General features: G+C 43.3%; 14 protein-coding genes. 8 read left to right on the forward strand and 6 right to left on the reverse strand.

Annotated features, from left to right (window positions below; translation table 11 throughout):
• Window positions 1-25: 25 nt before the first annotated feature.
• Entirely contained in the window at window positions 26-1,423 is a 1,398-nt protein-coding gene (locus ACWATR_RS10880) for a DICT sensory domain-containing protein (protein WP_460332164.1), read from the forward strand.
• On the forward strand, window positions 1,420-2,058 hold the full coding sequence (locus ACWATR_RS10885) for a pentapeptide repeat-containing protein (RefSeq protein WP_460332166.1): 639 nt from the start codon (window positions 1,420-1,422) through the stop codon (window positions 2,056-2,058). Before ACWATR_RS10880 ends, ACWATR_RS10885 begins: the two co-directional genes overlap by 4 nt.
• A 63-nt stretch (window positions 2,059-2,121) precedes the next feature.
• On the opposite strand, the gene ACWATR_RS10890 is transcribed toward ACWATR_RS10885, so the two are convergent.
• Both ACWATR_RS10890 and ACWATR_RS10895 read right to left on the reverse strand, forming a co-directional pair.
• Window positions 2,122-2,526 carry a PIN domain-containing protein gene (locus ACWATR_RS10890; protein ID WP_460332168.1) on the reverse strand — a complete coding sequence of 135 codons (405 nt, stop codon included), beginning with the start codon at window positions 2,524-2,526 and terminating at the stop codon, window positions 2,122-2,124.
• 9 nt (window positions 2,527-2,535) lie between these two features.
• Window positions 2,536-2,775 carry an antitoxin gene (locus ACWATR_RS10895; RefSeq protein WP_298911707.1) on the reverse strand — a complete coding sequence of 80 codons (240 nt, stop codon included), beginning with the start codon at window positions 2,773-2,775 and terminating at the stop codon, window positions 2,536-2,538.
• A gap of 165 nt (window positions 2,776-2,940) precedes the next feature.
• On the opposite strand from ACWATR_RS10895, the gene ACWATR_RS10900 reads away from it, so the two are divergent.
• Window positions 2,941-3,141 carry a hypothetical protein gene (locus tag ACWATR_RS10900; RefSeq protein ID WP_460332171.1) on the forward strand — a complete coding sequence of 67 codons (201 nt, stop codon included), beginning with the start codon at window positions 2,941-2,943 and terminating at the stop codon, window positions 3,139-3,141.
• Entirely contained in the window at window positions 3,138-3,380 is a 243-nt protein-coding gene (locus ACWATR_RS10905; RefSeq protein ID WP_460332173.1) for a hypothetical protein, read from the forward strand. Before ACWATR_RS10900 ends, ACWATR_RS10905 begins: the two co-directional genes overlap by 4 nt.
• Before the next feature lie 33 nt (window positions 3,381-3,413).
• Here the strand turns inward: ACWATR_RS10905 and ACWATR_RS10910 are convergent, their stop codons facing one another.
• From ACWATR_RS10910 to clpS, 3 genes are all read right to left on the reverse strand, one after another.
• Complete coding sequence (locus ACWATR_RS10910; RefSeq protein WP_460332175.1) at window positions 3,414-3,881, reverse strand: hypothetical protein; 468 nt, start codon at window positions 3,879-3,881, stop codon at window positions 3,414-3,416.
• 140 nt (window positions 3,882-4,021) lie between these two features.
• Window positions 4,022-4,846, reverse strand: coding sequence for a lysostaphin resistance A-like protein (locus tag ACWATR_RS10915; RefSeq protein WP_460332177.1), 825 nt, complete (start codon window positions 4,844-4,846; stop codon window positions 4,022-4,024).
• A 71-nt stretch (window positions 4,847-4,917) separates the two neighbouring features.
• Window positions 4,918-5,199, reverse strand: a complete 282-nt coding sequence (gene clpS, locus ACWATR_RS10920; protein WP_069070124.1) for an ATP-dependent Clp protease adapter ClpS — start codon at window positions 5,197-5,199, stop codon at window positions 4,918-4,920.
• Window positions 5,200-5,498: 299 nt separating this feature from the next.
• Here clpS and ACWATR_RS10925 point away from each other — a divergent pair, with 299 nt between their 5' ends.
• Entirely contained in the window at window positions 5,499-5,858 is a 360-nt protein-coding gene (locus ACWATR_RS10925; RefSeq protein ID WP_460340333.1) for a hypothetical protein, read from the forward strand.
• A gap of 297 nt (window positions 5,859-6,155) precedes the next feature.
• Here the strand turns inward: ACWATR_RS10925 and ACWATR_RS10930 are convergent, their stop codons facing one another.
• Window positions 6,156-6,356: a hypothetical protein gene (locus ACWATR_RS10930; protein ID WP_069070122.1), complete on the reverse strand. Its 201-nt coding sequence runs from the start codon at window positions 6,354-6,356 to the stop codon at window positions 6,156-6,158.
• Between the two features lie 472 nt (window positions 6,357-6,828).
• Here ACWATR_RS10930 and ACWATR_RS10935 point away from each other — a divergent pair, with 472 nt between their 5' ends.
• From ACWATR_RS10935 to rne, 3 genes are all read left to right on the forward strand, one after another.
• Entirely contained in the window at window positions 6,829-7,158 is a 330-nt protein-coding gene (locus ACWATR_RS10935) for an STAS domain-containing protein (RefSeq protein WP_069070121.1), read from the forward strand.
• A 149-nt stretch (window positions 7,159-7,307) separates the two neighbouring features.
• On the forward strand, window positions 7,308-10,037 hold the full coding sequence (locus ACWATR_RS10940; RefSeq protein WP_460332180.1) for a TIGR03960 family B12-binding radical SAM protein: 2,730 nt from the start codon (window positions 7,308-7,310) through the stop codon (window positions 10,035-10,037).
• 938 nt (window positions 10,038-10,975) lie between these two features.
• Window positions 10,976-13,150 carry a ribonuclease E gene (rne, locus tag ACWATR_RS10945; protein WP_460332182.1) on the forward strand — a complete coding sequence of 725 codons (2,175 nt, stop codon included), beginning with the start codon at window positions 10,976-10,978 and terminating at the stop codon, window positions 13,148-13,150.
• Window position 13,151 lies beyond the last annotated feature (1 nt).

Genomic DNA, 13,151 nt, shown 5'->3' on the forward strand with positions numbered 1-13,151 from the left:
TCTGCGGTTATTTTTACCAAATCCCATGTTAGAAGGTTCAATCCTACAACAGCTCGAAGCAGCTCATCGCCATACCACCAGGCCAATTCGATTCGGTGTTTACTACAAAAATACCTTAGTTGCCCTGTGCCACGCTTTAGAAGACCATATCTTAACCGATGACGGTACACCCTTAGTCATCACAGCCTTTCAACAAGGTAAATGGTATCTACAAGAAGCCGGGCGATATGCAGACATCGCCCAGTACAGCCGCGAAATTGCCATCATGGCAGCTGCTGAATCTGGCTTTGCTGAACATCCTACCAGCCAGCTACCCAATGTAGACTTAGTAGGATTAGATGCAGCCGATCCAGTGGCGCAAGAGTGGCACTTAATTATTTTGTCACCTAAATACACAGCAATGGTAATTTGTCAAGAATTATCTGAGGCTGATTATGGCAGCGCTGGAGTACCGACATCGGACTTAGAGCGCAAATTCTATGGCTTGTGGACATTTGAGCCAGAGTTAGTGCAAGAGACAGCAGAAATAGCGATCGCTCACATTAAAAAATACAATCCAGAACTGGCGGAAAAACTCACAGGCGATAAGCAGCAAATTGTACCATCAATGGACAGATCCCAAAATTTAGGTGCAGTTGTCTCCCGTGTAGTTGATTACCTCCAAACTGGGCAAGAGAATTTATCCATCCCTACAGCACTTCAGAAACAAACCCTAGATCGCAACTTGGTTTCTAACGAAATCCAAGCCTTTTTGCGAATGGCGCAACTGATGGATATGGCAGATGTCAACAATCCAATGGCAGCAGCGGAAATAGTAGTTCTTGCGGAAGCGATCGCCCAGCTTCTGGATCTTCCTGCATGGCAAATTAAAAGATTGCGTTTGGCGGCTTTGTTACATCGCATAGATCCATTACAAAAAGCAGAAAGCGTACTCACAGGTGGTGTATCCACACGCTACCAAGAAGATGCTCCCAGTTGTCCTTTAACTTGTCCCTTAGTACCAGGGGCGCAAGTATTGCGAACTATGCCAAGATTACGAGCAGTTGCCCAAATTATTACTCACCAAAGCGAGTGGTGGAATGGCACAGGGGAACCAGCAGGTTTAGCTGGAGATGAAATTCCCCTAGAGTCGAGAATTTTGGCATTATTGGCAGATTTTCAGTGGCGAGTCAATGAGCGAAAATCGTCAAATCAAAGCCGGGAACAGATATTTACTCAAGCTTTAGATGAGTGCAGACAGCAACAATCTACGCGCTTTGACCCTAAACTTGTAGATACCTTAACTTTATTAGTCATGGGTTTACAACAGGGACTCGACTTACCCTTGATGACACCCAAATTCAGCGCCGGCATCTGGATACTTGATTCCCAATGGGATAGCCACAGCAAGATCAGTGAAGAGATTGGTAGTTACTTTACATGAATATTGAAGCCATTAGATTAGGAAAACTCAAACAACTTCCAGGGACAAATTTAGAAGACGAGGAACTCTCCCGACTGGATTTAAGCCGGATTAATCTTGCTGGCGCTAGCCTTGTCGGCACTAATTTTGCTGGTTCTAAGCTCGAAGGTGGACATTTGGAGGGGGCAAATTTGATGGGAGCCAACCTCCAACAAACTGACTTGCGGGCAAACTTGATGGGAGCGAACCTGATGCAAGCAGATTTAACCGGTGCTGACTTGCGGGGTAGCAATTTGCGTGGCGCTAACTTGATGGGAGCAAGACTCAGTGATGTGTCATTGGTGGGTGCTTTCTTGAGTGGTGCCAATTTAATGAATGTGAACTTGCAAGGCGTTGACTTGCGCGGTGCTGACTTGCGCGGTGCAAACCTGACTGGGGCAAATCTCAAAGGTGCAGACTTGAGCCGCGCCGATTTGCAAGGAACATTATTGAGTGAAGCAAACCTCGAAGAAGCCGACTTGCGGGGGGCGAATTTGGCAGGGGCGAATTTTTCAGGAGCGAATTTACTCTGTGCAGAGTTAGAAGGTGCAAATTTAAGCGGCGTTAATTTGAATAAAGCTTGTGTGGTGGGTACAGTTGTGGAGGTTGCGTTTTGAATAGGGGTTAATTTATACAAACTGCAATGAATAATAAATACTAAAGCACCCCAATGTATGCCTTCAAAGTAGCCAATTTTCTACGCTTAAACCAGGTACGCGCTCAAATTCGCGGACATTTGCTGTAACAAGCGTCAGGTTAAGGGCTAGGGCATGGGCAGCAATCAGTAAGTCATTAGGGCCGATGGGTCTTCCTGTTTGCTCTAAGTGTGTACGAATTACCGCATAGTGCTGATCCACGGGAGACGATAGCGACAAAATAGGCAACACTTGAAGAATGCTTTCTAGTTGATGAAGAAGACGGAGAGAGCCACTTTTAGCTGCACCAAATCGCAGTTCACACACTACAATAATGCTGGTACAAATGCAGTTTTCCTCCACGCCTATAAGCCGCTGAAACACCAAACCTTGAGGATGTCTTACCAAATCTGAAATAATGTTGGTGTCTAGCAGGTATTGATAGGTCATTGGCCAAGATTAAAGCACAATGTCATCGAGTGGCAGTAACCCTTCATCTATGTTAGGAAAGTTTTCTGTAATATCTTCCAAAGTGGCAAGCAGTGAAAGTAGAGAACCGGAAGAAATAGGTTCGATGATTAATCGATTACCTTCTTTGCGTAACAAAACTTCTGTGCTGGATAGAGCAAATTCATCAGGAATGGTTAGGACTTGATGTTGCCCATCCCGTAAGAGGTAAACGTGGCATGAGTTTGGCATCAAGCAATCTCCTTAAAATTATAATTATTTCGCCGCAGTACGTTACTTTACAATATCATGTCAATTACTTAAGATTTTACTATCTGTTAGTGCTTGCGGTTTCAGCAGGTGAAAATTTGTGAGCCAAACTGTACCTAGTCGCAGTCCCTATTAACGAATCAAAGCATGAGCGACGAAAGCCAATCAAACAGCTCAGATGAAGAGGAGTTTGACCCGGTATCAGATTTAAGAGATTGGTCGGCAGCAGAAACAGAGTTAGCCTGTTTTGCGCTTGCCAGAAGCAAAGGTAAACGGTTGGTTAAAATCATCAACACTAAAAAACCACCTATGCCGATTATTTGTATTTTTGAGGATTACCCAGAATGACACCCGTCGCCGCAGAAGTCTCAATCACTACAATCATTCCCATGTTGAGCGCGATCGCAAATCGCCAATGGGAACAGTTCAAAGAACTGGAAGCAGATTTTGTATCCCAGTATGGAGTAGGGGTATGGCAAGAGGTTTTTAATTTCCGTCTCAAGCCAGCACTAGATAAAGATTCTGACAGATGGCTACTGATCCAATGGTGTAGTGAAGGAATTATCTCAGTCAAAAATGTGGCGTAGGTGCGATCGCGTAAGGTGAATTATGGCGATCGTTTAATTAAAGACTTTTCCTAAGTGCGCTCTTAATTTATCGATATTACCCCACTGATCTGTCAAGTTTTTACTAGACAACAATTTAGCTTTAGTATCATACCAACCCCAGTTGGCTATCATTTCCTTCTGATCAAGAGGAATACGGCTGACATCCGTAAAATCAGCAATCCAATGAACTTTAACCCATCGGAAAATGCCCCATGTACCTCTTTCGCGTTGAGGTTCATCTTCACTTCCCTCATTAACCAGCTCAACTACATGCGTCAAGTATCGTTCGTCGTACCCATGCGGTTTTTGAGAAAGGATGATAAAAGATCCTTTTGGTAAGTTAAACGCGTGATTATCTACACCTGTAGCCTCACTCTCTTTAAAGTTTAACTGAAAGTAAGCTCCAACAGGATAGCTTTTATACGCCCACGCTTTATCATCATTAACATTTTTGATATATTCCAGACGACTACAATCCATTATTTTTAACCCTAAACCTTTATTTGATATTGAATCTCTAAAAGCCTTTTGGCTACACTCTGATACTTTGCCTAAATGGAATATTAATGTAGTTTCTTTTTAGGCGATATTTTATTTTTCTACAAGTTCATCACCCATTTTTAATTTTTCACTGTTCGCCCTCGTATCCCCAAAGCTAGTACACTCATTAACAACACCCCCATCACTCCTTGCAGGGGATTATTATTCACACCAGTTACCCAATCAGGAACTTCACCAGAATATTTCACTAATTTACCTACATTAATAATGTAGTAACCCCAAACTAAACCACCATGCAAACCAATTGGAAAACCCAAGCGTCCTCTACGCCAACGCTTTCCCCATACTTGCGTTAACCCCAGTAGTACTAAAGCTGGAAATTGTGGCAGTGTATGAATAATTGCTTCCAAGGGTTTAATAAAGTGCAATGTAGCAAAGGCAATTGCATCTGTCCACAGTGCCACACGCGGACTGTAATCTCGTTGTAATTCATCTAGCAACCAGCCTCGGAATAACAATTCCTCAGCAAATCCGATGCCCAAAGCAACAAGTAAACCCTCAAAAACAACTTTCAGCAAAAAAACTTTCGGTTGTTGCCACACCAACCAACCCAACAAACTTTGTACCCCAAAAAGTATCAGAATATTAATTATCCCCAGAGCCAAGCCACGCAGTAAATCCACACCGTTTTGCCGCGTGAATTCTAAGCCATAATGCCTCAGAATTTGGGGCTGCTGGTAGACATATTTACCCCATAATCTCAGGAGAAAAATAAAAATCACATATAACATTACCAATGTCAATATACTTTCTAAGTTTGAATCATGCACTAGTAAGTATATTGGTGTAGCAAATGGCAACCATAATAACAGTAAACTCAAAATAAAAAAACCCAGCCTAATAGGGGCAGGGCGTTCGGCTAAACGGACAAGGTTTTCTTTCATACTAAATAAGTCACTAATCAGCAGCCAATACTCTAAACTTCGACTAATGACCAATGACCAATGACCAATGACTATTCATCAGGTTCAATCGTGCTACTTAAACCGTGACTTTTCAATGTTTCGCAATAAAACTCAGCGTGTTCCAGGGCGCAAGTAATGACTAAAGCTAGCCCGTTAGTATGGGCTTCCATCATGATGCTCACAGCTTGGGGTTGGGTAAGGCTTGGTACAGTGGCGATTAGTGACTGTACAACATGCTCCATAGAGTTGTAGTCGTCGTTATGGAGCAAAACGCGATACCGAGGCGCGAGCTTGCGGGTTGTGGAAGGCTTTTGAATAGTTTCAACTGACACGGCTCTTTGCTCTTTTCTCGTTACTTCACTACAACAAAGTCTCTGTTTTGCGATCGCTTAACAGTCGTTCACCTATTCTATAGTATTTCTGCTCAGATACTATGTTAGGAAAACCCTTTGCTGCCAGGGATTGGTTGTATTAGTTTTGCGTAGCCCCTTGTGAGACAGATGTCTAAGACATGGCTGCCATAAGAGTGCTACCCTAATCTTACAGAAGCTTTCCTTAACGTAGCGCATTTTCACTTTTAAGATTAAGGAAGTTGCAAAATAATCCTTGCCCCTGCCCAAACTGCATAATGATGGACATGAGCCTAGATTTTCTTCAACCGGGACAAATTGTGTCTTTAGAGTATGGCGACAGAAATCTGTATGCAGAAGTTATTCAATTTGTAGTTTCCCGCCAGCTGTGCTGGGTGCGTCCCTTATTAATGGTCACTTGGACTCAAGAATCATCGCTAATTACCGATTTGCGAGATGCATCTGACTTGCTTTGGCCTGCCAATTTATTTCGACCAGCTTTAGATACAGAAGTAATTACCTTCTTAAGCCAACTTTTAGCAAAAGAACCAAAAACTGAACCTGACTCAGTAGCCAAACAGCAACTCAATCAGTTTATTCACCAACTTTGGCAAGCATACCAAGATAGTTCTGAGTGCTAAGTGCTGAGTTTTTTACTTAGCAATGACTGGCGATTTACTATGAATGCACGATGTAGAGGTTCATTATCAAAGTTTACGCCACCTTAAATATTTAAATAATTAGCCTCATAGAAAAGTTTTTAAGTCAAGAATCTCTCGTCATAAACAAGTTTCATGGCTCTTTTTCAATCCCCATTACAAAACTTAATTACGTTAGCGTAACGGTAGCGAGTCTACTTATCCTTACAGTGAAGCAAGCTATCGAGAGCGTCTCTTAGAGAGAGCATCATTACGACGAATTACGAATTACAAATTATTTTAAAATCCCAGGCTAGGAACCAACTGGACTCGTCCAGCATCCATCTCTGCCATTAATAATTCTAAGGCTTCGTAATCAACATCAGAAATGTAACCAAGTTCCGTCAGTTCTGAGTTTATTTCATTTTCTATCTCAGGAGTTAGTTTTTTAATGTCGAGAGCTTTTTCTACCAATTTACGAATAGCGTACTGAGTTCTCATAAGTAATAACCCAACTGTAATATGATACTAATCATCCCAGATCAGTCTCAGTATAAAGAGTGATCCAAATACTAACTTACTAGTGATATATATCACAATTTAATTAGTTAGATAGATAATTCGCTATGACTTTCCGGTATACCATTAGCAACGCTAAAGTGGGAGATTTAACCTACCGTTAAGACTTGGCTAAATTAGCTCTAGTTATAGACTAGGCAAGGTTTCTCAGCATAGTTACTGATAATTTGTCTGCTCTATGGCTGTCTATAGTTGATTGTTTTTGAACTGAGATAAAAAAAAAGTATATATAAACACATTTTAACCTGGAATTATAACAATCTTTAAACAGACATACTAAAGCAATAAAGATTCAGCAAAGAGAGCTAAGACGTATGGTCGATGCAACAAAATAGAGTTTATGTTCAAATAATCCTTAGCTTGACGCTTCGACAATTCTCAACAGGATGTAACTATGCAAGCAGTGCTTAACTATCCCAAGATTGCAGTTATTCGCCCCCAAGGGTGTTTGAATGCTGCAAACGCCTTGGAATTTGAACGAGATATGACTACGGCGTTGGCACAAAATGGTATTTCCATCTTGGTAGTAGACCTAGCAGCAGTAGAATCATTAGACAGTGCGGGGTTGATGGCATTGTTATCTACACACAAGCTGGCTCTTACTTTAGGACGGAGTTGCCAGCTTTGCGCTGTTGCTCCAACAATTAGAATTATTTTTGAATTAACGCAACTCGATAGGGTATTTGAAATATTAGACGGTGAAGCCGAGTTGGCCCAAATATAAATTTATGTAAAATCACAAAGGTTCGGGAAATTAAGTGGAGTTTATGTAAAGGAGTTGTAAGTTGCAATGATAAACTCTGTTAGAAGACCTAATTCAATGCTAAGGTTGGGGTTGAGTAGCTGTAATTAAGGTAGCTAGAAGATAGCACAGTGGTTGTTGCAGTTGAAAGATTAATAACGTCGGGTATTTCAAAACCAGCTCGTTACTTGGGTAACGAGCTGTTAGCAGTACATAAACCTTGGGATACGACAGCAATACATTGGGTTTTAACATACCCAGAAGTGTATGAAGTCGGTGCATCTAATTTAGGGCACATCATCCTTTATAACATTTTGAATGCCCAACCACGTCAATTGTGCGATCGCGCCTACCTCCCAGGAAAAGACCTGGCAGACAAACTACGCGAAACTAATACGCCATTGTTTGCGGTAGAGTCAAAGCGATCGCTCACAGAATTTGACATTTTAGGCTTTAGCCTCAGTTACGAACTGGGTGCAACTAATATCCTCGAAATGTTGAATTTGGCTGGAATTCCCTTGACGTGGAGAGAGAGGCAGGAGAGCAGAAAGGCAGAGGGGCAAGAGGACAGGGGAGAATTTCCCGATACCCAGTCCTCATTTCCATTGATTTTCGCTGGTGGGCAAACAGCGACATCGAATCCTGAGCCTTACGCTGACTTTTTCGACTTTATCGCCCTTGGAGATGGAGAGGAACTACTGCCAGAAATTGGTTTGGTATTGGAAGAAGGCAAACAAGCAGGATTAAGTCGAGAACATCTGTTACTGGATTTAGCACAGATACCAGGCGTATATGTGCCTCAGTTTTACGACATGGCAGAGGATGGCTCAGTTCATCCTTGTCGCCTAGATGTGCCAAAGCGAATTCTGCGAAGGGTGGCAACTCCCATACCAGCATATTCCATTGGTTTAGTTCCTTATGTAGAAACGGTGCATGACCGTTTAACCATTGAGATTCGACGTGGTTGCACTCGTGGCTGTCGCTTCTGTCAACCAGGAATGCTGACTCGACCAGCACGGGATGTAGAACCCGATAAGGTTGTAGAAGCAATTGAACAGGGTATGCGGGCAACTGGTTACAATGAGTTTTCTCTACTATCTCTGAGTTGTTCTGATTATTTGTCCTTACCAGCAGTGGGGATGGAAATCAAAAATCGTTTAAAAAATGAAAACATTTCTCTGACTCTACCAAGCCAACGGGTAGACAGATTTGATGAGAATATTGCCAACATCCTTGGAGGTACGCGCCAAGGTGGACTAACTTTTGCTCCAGAAGCTGGTACTCAGCGGATGCGAGACATTGTAAATAAGGGTTTGACGAATGAAGAATTGTTGCGGGGAGTCAAAACCGCTTGGGAGCAAGGCTGGGATAAAATAAAGTTGTATTTTATGATTGGCTTGCCGGGTGAGACGGATGCTGATGTTGTGGGCATTGCCGAAACAGTAAGCTGGTTACAGCGAGAATGTCGAGGTAAGGGTAGAAAACCCCTAAGCTTTAACCTGACAATTTCTAACTTTACGCCCAAGCCCCATACACCATTCCAGTGGCACTCAGTTTCTACCGCTGAATTTAAGCGTAAACAAAACTTGTTGCGGCAAGAATTCCGCCGAATAAAAGGAGTGAAGGTAAATTTTACCGATGTCCGCATTTCGGCAATGGAAGATTTTGTTGGGCGGGGCGATCGCAATTTAAGCAAAGTAGTCCGCCGTGCCTGGGAATTGGGAGCAGGTATGGATTCCTGGTATGAAAATTTAGATCAAGCTTTTAGTGCTTGGGGGTCTGCGATCGCCCAAGCCGATCTAGATTGGAAATACCGTCAAGTAGAGAATGGCGAATGGAATTTGTTTCATGTCCAAGAGCAGAAGAGATCGAAAGATGCGGAAAATGCCCAATTCTTAACTCCTAACTCCTCACTCCCTAGTACAGACACGATTAATCGCGTCTCTCCCCACTCCCTCGATATTCCCCTTCCTTGGGATCATATTGATACCGGGATTGACAAAAAGTGGCTCCAAGAAGACTTGCAACGCGCCTTAGAAGCTGCAATTGTACCCGATTGCTCCTTTGAAGGTTGTTCTCACTGTGGCGTCTGTGGCACCGACTTTGGGCATAACATCGTGATTGAATCACCTGCTATCCCACAATTCGCTGGTGAGTTTGTCCCCAACACAACTAAGGCGCAAAGACTGCGACTTTGGTTTGGTAAACAGGGTAACATGGCTTTGATGAGCCACTTAGATTTAATCCGTCTCTTTGACCGAGTTGTGCGGCGAGCAGGCTTACCAATCGCTTTCACTGGTGGATTTCATCCAATGCCGCGGATTTCTCTAGCAACTGCTTTGGCTTTAGGAGCTACTAGCAGCGGTGAAATTGCAGATTTTGAGTTAACTGTGCCAGTGGAAATTGATACTTTCCGAGAACAGTTGGCTCGTGAAATGCCCACAGACATACCTATATATAATGTGGAGCAGATAGATTTAAAAGCTAGTGCCGCTACCCAACTGCTAGAATCCGCAGAGTATTTGATTACTGTAACAGCACTTGCAGAAACAACACCCATACAATGGCAAGACTGGATTGATACAATCAAAGCAAAAGAGGAACTTTGGTACGAGCAAATAACTAAATCAGGCAAGAGCCAGTTAATAAATCTGCGCGATCGCTTATTTGAACTGGAATTAGTAGAAAACTCCAATAGCAAAGTAGAATCTATGTCATCTGTGATCCGTTATCTAGGTAGCTATCGCCAGGACGGTTTGCTGTTGCGTCCTGAACAAATTCTGTTTATGCTAGAGACAGTGGCTAGTGTAGAATTTCAACTCCTGCACATCCACCGCAATCGGCTAATTTTAGGGGTATAATCCCTGTAGGGCAACTTGCTAGTAGTTGTCCTAACATCGCAGGTAATATGAATTGATTTTTAGCAAGGTTGCGTTAGAATGGGTTGAAGAGAAATTTTCTGGCGCTGCATTGAATTGGCTGGTTCACTACCCTGGTATTCAGGGGGCGAAAGCAAAGATATTAGAGTGCAACTTCTAGGATTTTATCCCAGACAAACAAAAAGCAGATTAAAGAATGCACACTCTCTCTATAGCTACCTTGTGAATCAGTAACTAACAGCAGGCTCGGTTAGCTTCTCCAAATCCATGCTTTTGAAACAACTGCTGAATGTCTAATCCACGTAGTGCCCAAGAGCTAGTGCATTACTTTTTAGAGTTAAAGCAACTGCTGTCGGTTATGCCGACTTGTAGACTTTCACAGACGCGCAAAGCGCGGCTTGTCTTAGGCTAGAGCAGCTCAAGGCAGGGTAGCAACTGGCGCTGGCTGCTGAGTATAACCCTAAGATAAATCCGGGGAATGGAAAATAGAAATAGTTTCTTTTTCTTCACGAATTCAGTAGGTTACTATCAAATGAAGCATCCTGAGTTAAAACTCTCACTCAGGATTTAGAACTTTCAACTCAGAACTCTCAAGATTTGAGGGTATTGCATCAAAAATCAACCACGGACGGTTGATTTAATTGCTTAAACGATATGCAGCCGTTCTGGAATAATCAGCCGTGGAAACGCTCTTAAGAGCGCCAATAGCTATTTAACTTAGAAGCTCAGATTTGCGATTTTTATTATCAGTAGCGCCTTTTGAGGGTTGTGAGGGCAGCAAAAGTATAATATCAAACCGAGAAAATACTAATAATTAAAACTGACGCGGAGACGCAGGGAGTTTTAATTATTAGTAATTAACTGGACTTGATACAACAAACCTCAAACCTGTAAGTGCTGCCAATTTTTGAGGAAATTGAATGCCGAAACAAATTATCATCGCGGAGCAGCACCAAATTGCTGCGGTTTTTTCTGAAGATCAAATACAGGAACTCGTTGTTGCTACAGGTCATCATCAAATAGGTGATATCTACTTAGGAGTAGTAGAAAACGTCTTGCCTGGGATAGATGCAGCTTTTGTCAATATTGGCGACCCAGAGCGCAACGGTTTTATTCACGTCACCGACTTGGGACCATTGAAGCTCAAGCGTACCGCAGCGGCAATTACAGAACTACTAGCACCACAGCAGAAAGTTTTGGTTCAAGTAATGAAAGAGCCAACGGGGACAAAAGGGCCCAGGCTCACGGGTAATATCACCTTACCCGGACGCTACGTAGTACTGATGCCCTATGGTAGGGGCGTAAATTTATCCCGACGAATTAAAAGTGAAAGTGAGCGTAACCGCTTACGGGCACTAGCAATTTTGGTCAAACCGGCGGGAATGGGTTTGCTTGTGCGTACAGAAGCAGAAGGCAAACCCGAAGAAGCCATTATGGAAGATTTGGAGTTGCTGCAAAAGCAATGGGAGGCTATTCAGCAGGAAGCCCATTCCACCCGTGCTCCAGCACTGCTCAACCGAGACGATGATTTTATCCAGCGTGTATTGCGGGATATGTACGGCGCGGATGTAAATCGGATTGTCGTAGACTCCAGTACTGGTTTGAAGCGCGTCAAACAGTACTTGCAGAATTGGAGTGGCGGTCAAACACCGCAGGGATTGTTGATTGACCATCATCGCGATCGCTCCCCAATCTTAGAATACTTCCGCATCACAGCTGCAATTAGAGAAGCCCTGAAACCAAGGGTAGACCTACCTTCTGGAGGTTACATCATCATCGAGCCAACTGAGGCATTAACCGTAATTGATGTTAACTCAGGTTCGTTTACGCGATCAGCAACAGCTAGAGAAACAGTTTTGTGGACAAACTGCGAAGCGGCAACAGAAATTGCTCGCCAGTTGCGTCTGCGGAATATTGCCGGGGTGATCGTCGTTGATTTTATCGATATGGAATCGCGGCGTGACCAACTGCAAGTTCTCGAACACTTTAATAAAGCACTTAAAGCAGATAAAGCTCGTCCCCAGATTGCCCAACTCACCGAATTGGGTTTAGTAGAATTGACCCGCAAACGTCAGGGTCAAAATATTTACGAATTGTTTGGTGAAACTTGCCCAACCTGTGGCGGTTTAGGGCACACCGTGCGTCTGCCTGGAGAAATCGAAAACCGATTACCTATACCAGCAGAGACACCAGAACGTGAGCGTTTTGTATCCCTGCCTCACCGAGAACCACGTCAGCCATCTGCCCGCACCCCTGAACCACGAGAAACATACGATGGATTTGGGGAAGCATTTGACGGCGACTCGGAATTGAGTAACCTAAATCTGATCAATCATCCTAGTTATCAAGAACTTAATGATAAGCGTCGTACCCGCACTCGCCGCAGTCGCATTGGTGTCAATGGGTTAAATGGGAAAGATGAAGCTCGGGTTGTTCCCAATCCACTGGCTTTTGTCAACGAGCCAGACTTAGACCTTGATATGGAAACAGAACTAGGAGTTGCACCAGAAATTCCCTCACCCACCCTTGGTAAACCAGGTTGGAGTGAAAGAGTAGAGCGCACTAAAATTATCAAGGCAGAACCAGTTAAACCAGTGGTAGAACCACCGGAGATTAAAACTGTAGAAATGAGCCTCCAAGAACAGGATATGTTTGCCTTGATGGGCATATCTCCCTTGGTGAAGTTAGAGCAAGAGGTTAAAAATACCAAGTCTGTGATTATTAATGTGATTCAGCCCGGTCAATTGCCAACGACCCCAACTGAATCAACCTCAGAATCAACTATTGTCCAAAAAGCAATACCTGAAATAACAGCTATTGCCCAAAAGGCAACACCTGAAATAACTCCTATTCCACAAAAAGCAACAACTGAAATAACCGCAAGCAAGATACCAACACCAAAAGTTATTGAGCCAGAACAAAAATCTTTGATCGAAGAGACAACTGAACCATCGGAGTTAACTGTGAATCCTTCGGGACGCTTGTCTGCGAAAGCCGCAGCCGCGAACGAGATCGCAGATGAAAGTGAAGCTAATAGCAGCGCCACCGCCAGCCGTCGCCGCCGTCGTCGTTCCTCAGCGATCGAGGATAATTAAT

The organism is Nostoc sp. UIC 10890 (assembly GCF_054786515.1).

What these genes read in the sequence shown, in the direction of transcription:
- ACWATR_RS10880 (WP_460332164.1), top strand. Translation starts at nt 26, where the DNA reads ATGTTAGAAGGTTCAATCCTACAACAGCTCGAAGCAGCTCATCGCCAT.
- ACWATR_RS10895 (WP_298911707.1), bottom strand. Translation starts at nt 2,775, where the DNA reads ATGCCAAACTCATGCCACGTTTACCTCTTACGGGATGGGCAACATCAA.
- ACWATR_RS10885 (WP_460332166.1), top strand. Translation starts at nt 1,420, where the DNA reads ATGAATATTGAAGCCATTAGATTAGGAAAACTCAAACAACTTCCAGGG.
- ACWATR_RS10930 (WP_069070122.1), bottom strand. Translation starts at nt 6,356, where the DNA reads ATGAGAACTCAGTACGCTATTCGTAAATTGGTAGAAAAAGCTCTCGAC.
- ACWATR_RS10900 (WP_460332171.1), top strand. Translation starts at nt 2,941, where the DNA reads ATGAGCGACGAAAGCCAATCAAACAGCTCAGATGAAGAGGAGTTTGAC.
- ACWATR_RS10890 (WP_460332168.1), bottom strand. Translation starts at nt 2,526, where the DNA reads ATGACCTATCAATACCTGCTAGACACCAACATTATTTCAGATTTGGTA.
- rne (WP_460332182.1), top strand. Translation starts at nt 10,976, where the DNA reads ATGCCGAAACAAATTATCATCGCGGAGCAGCACCAAATTGCTGCGGTT.
- ACWATR_RS10910 (WP_460332175.1), bottom strand. Translation starts at nt 3,881, where the DNA reads ATGGATTGTAGTCGTCTGGAATATATCAAAAATGTTAATGATGATAAA.
- ACWATR_RS10925 (WP_460340333.1), top strand. Translation starts at nt 5,499, where the DNA reads ATGGACATGAGCCTAGATTTTCTTCAACCGGGACAAATTGTGTCTTTA.
- ACWATR_RS10915 (WP_460332177.1), bottom strand. Translation starts at nt 4,846, where the DNA reads ATGAAAGAAAACCTTGTCCGTTTAGCCGAACGCCCTGCCCCTATTAGG.
- ACWATR_RS10935 (WP_069070121.1), top strand. Translation starts at nt 6,829, where the DNA reads ATGCAAGCAGTGCTTAACTATCCCAAGATTGCAGTTATTCGCCCCCAA.
- ACWATR_RS10905 (WP_460332173.1), top strand. Translation starts at nt 3,138, where the DNA reads ATGACACCCGTCGCCGCAGAAGTCTCAATCACTACAATCATTCCCATG.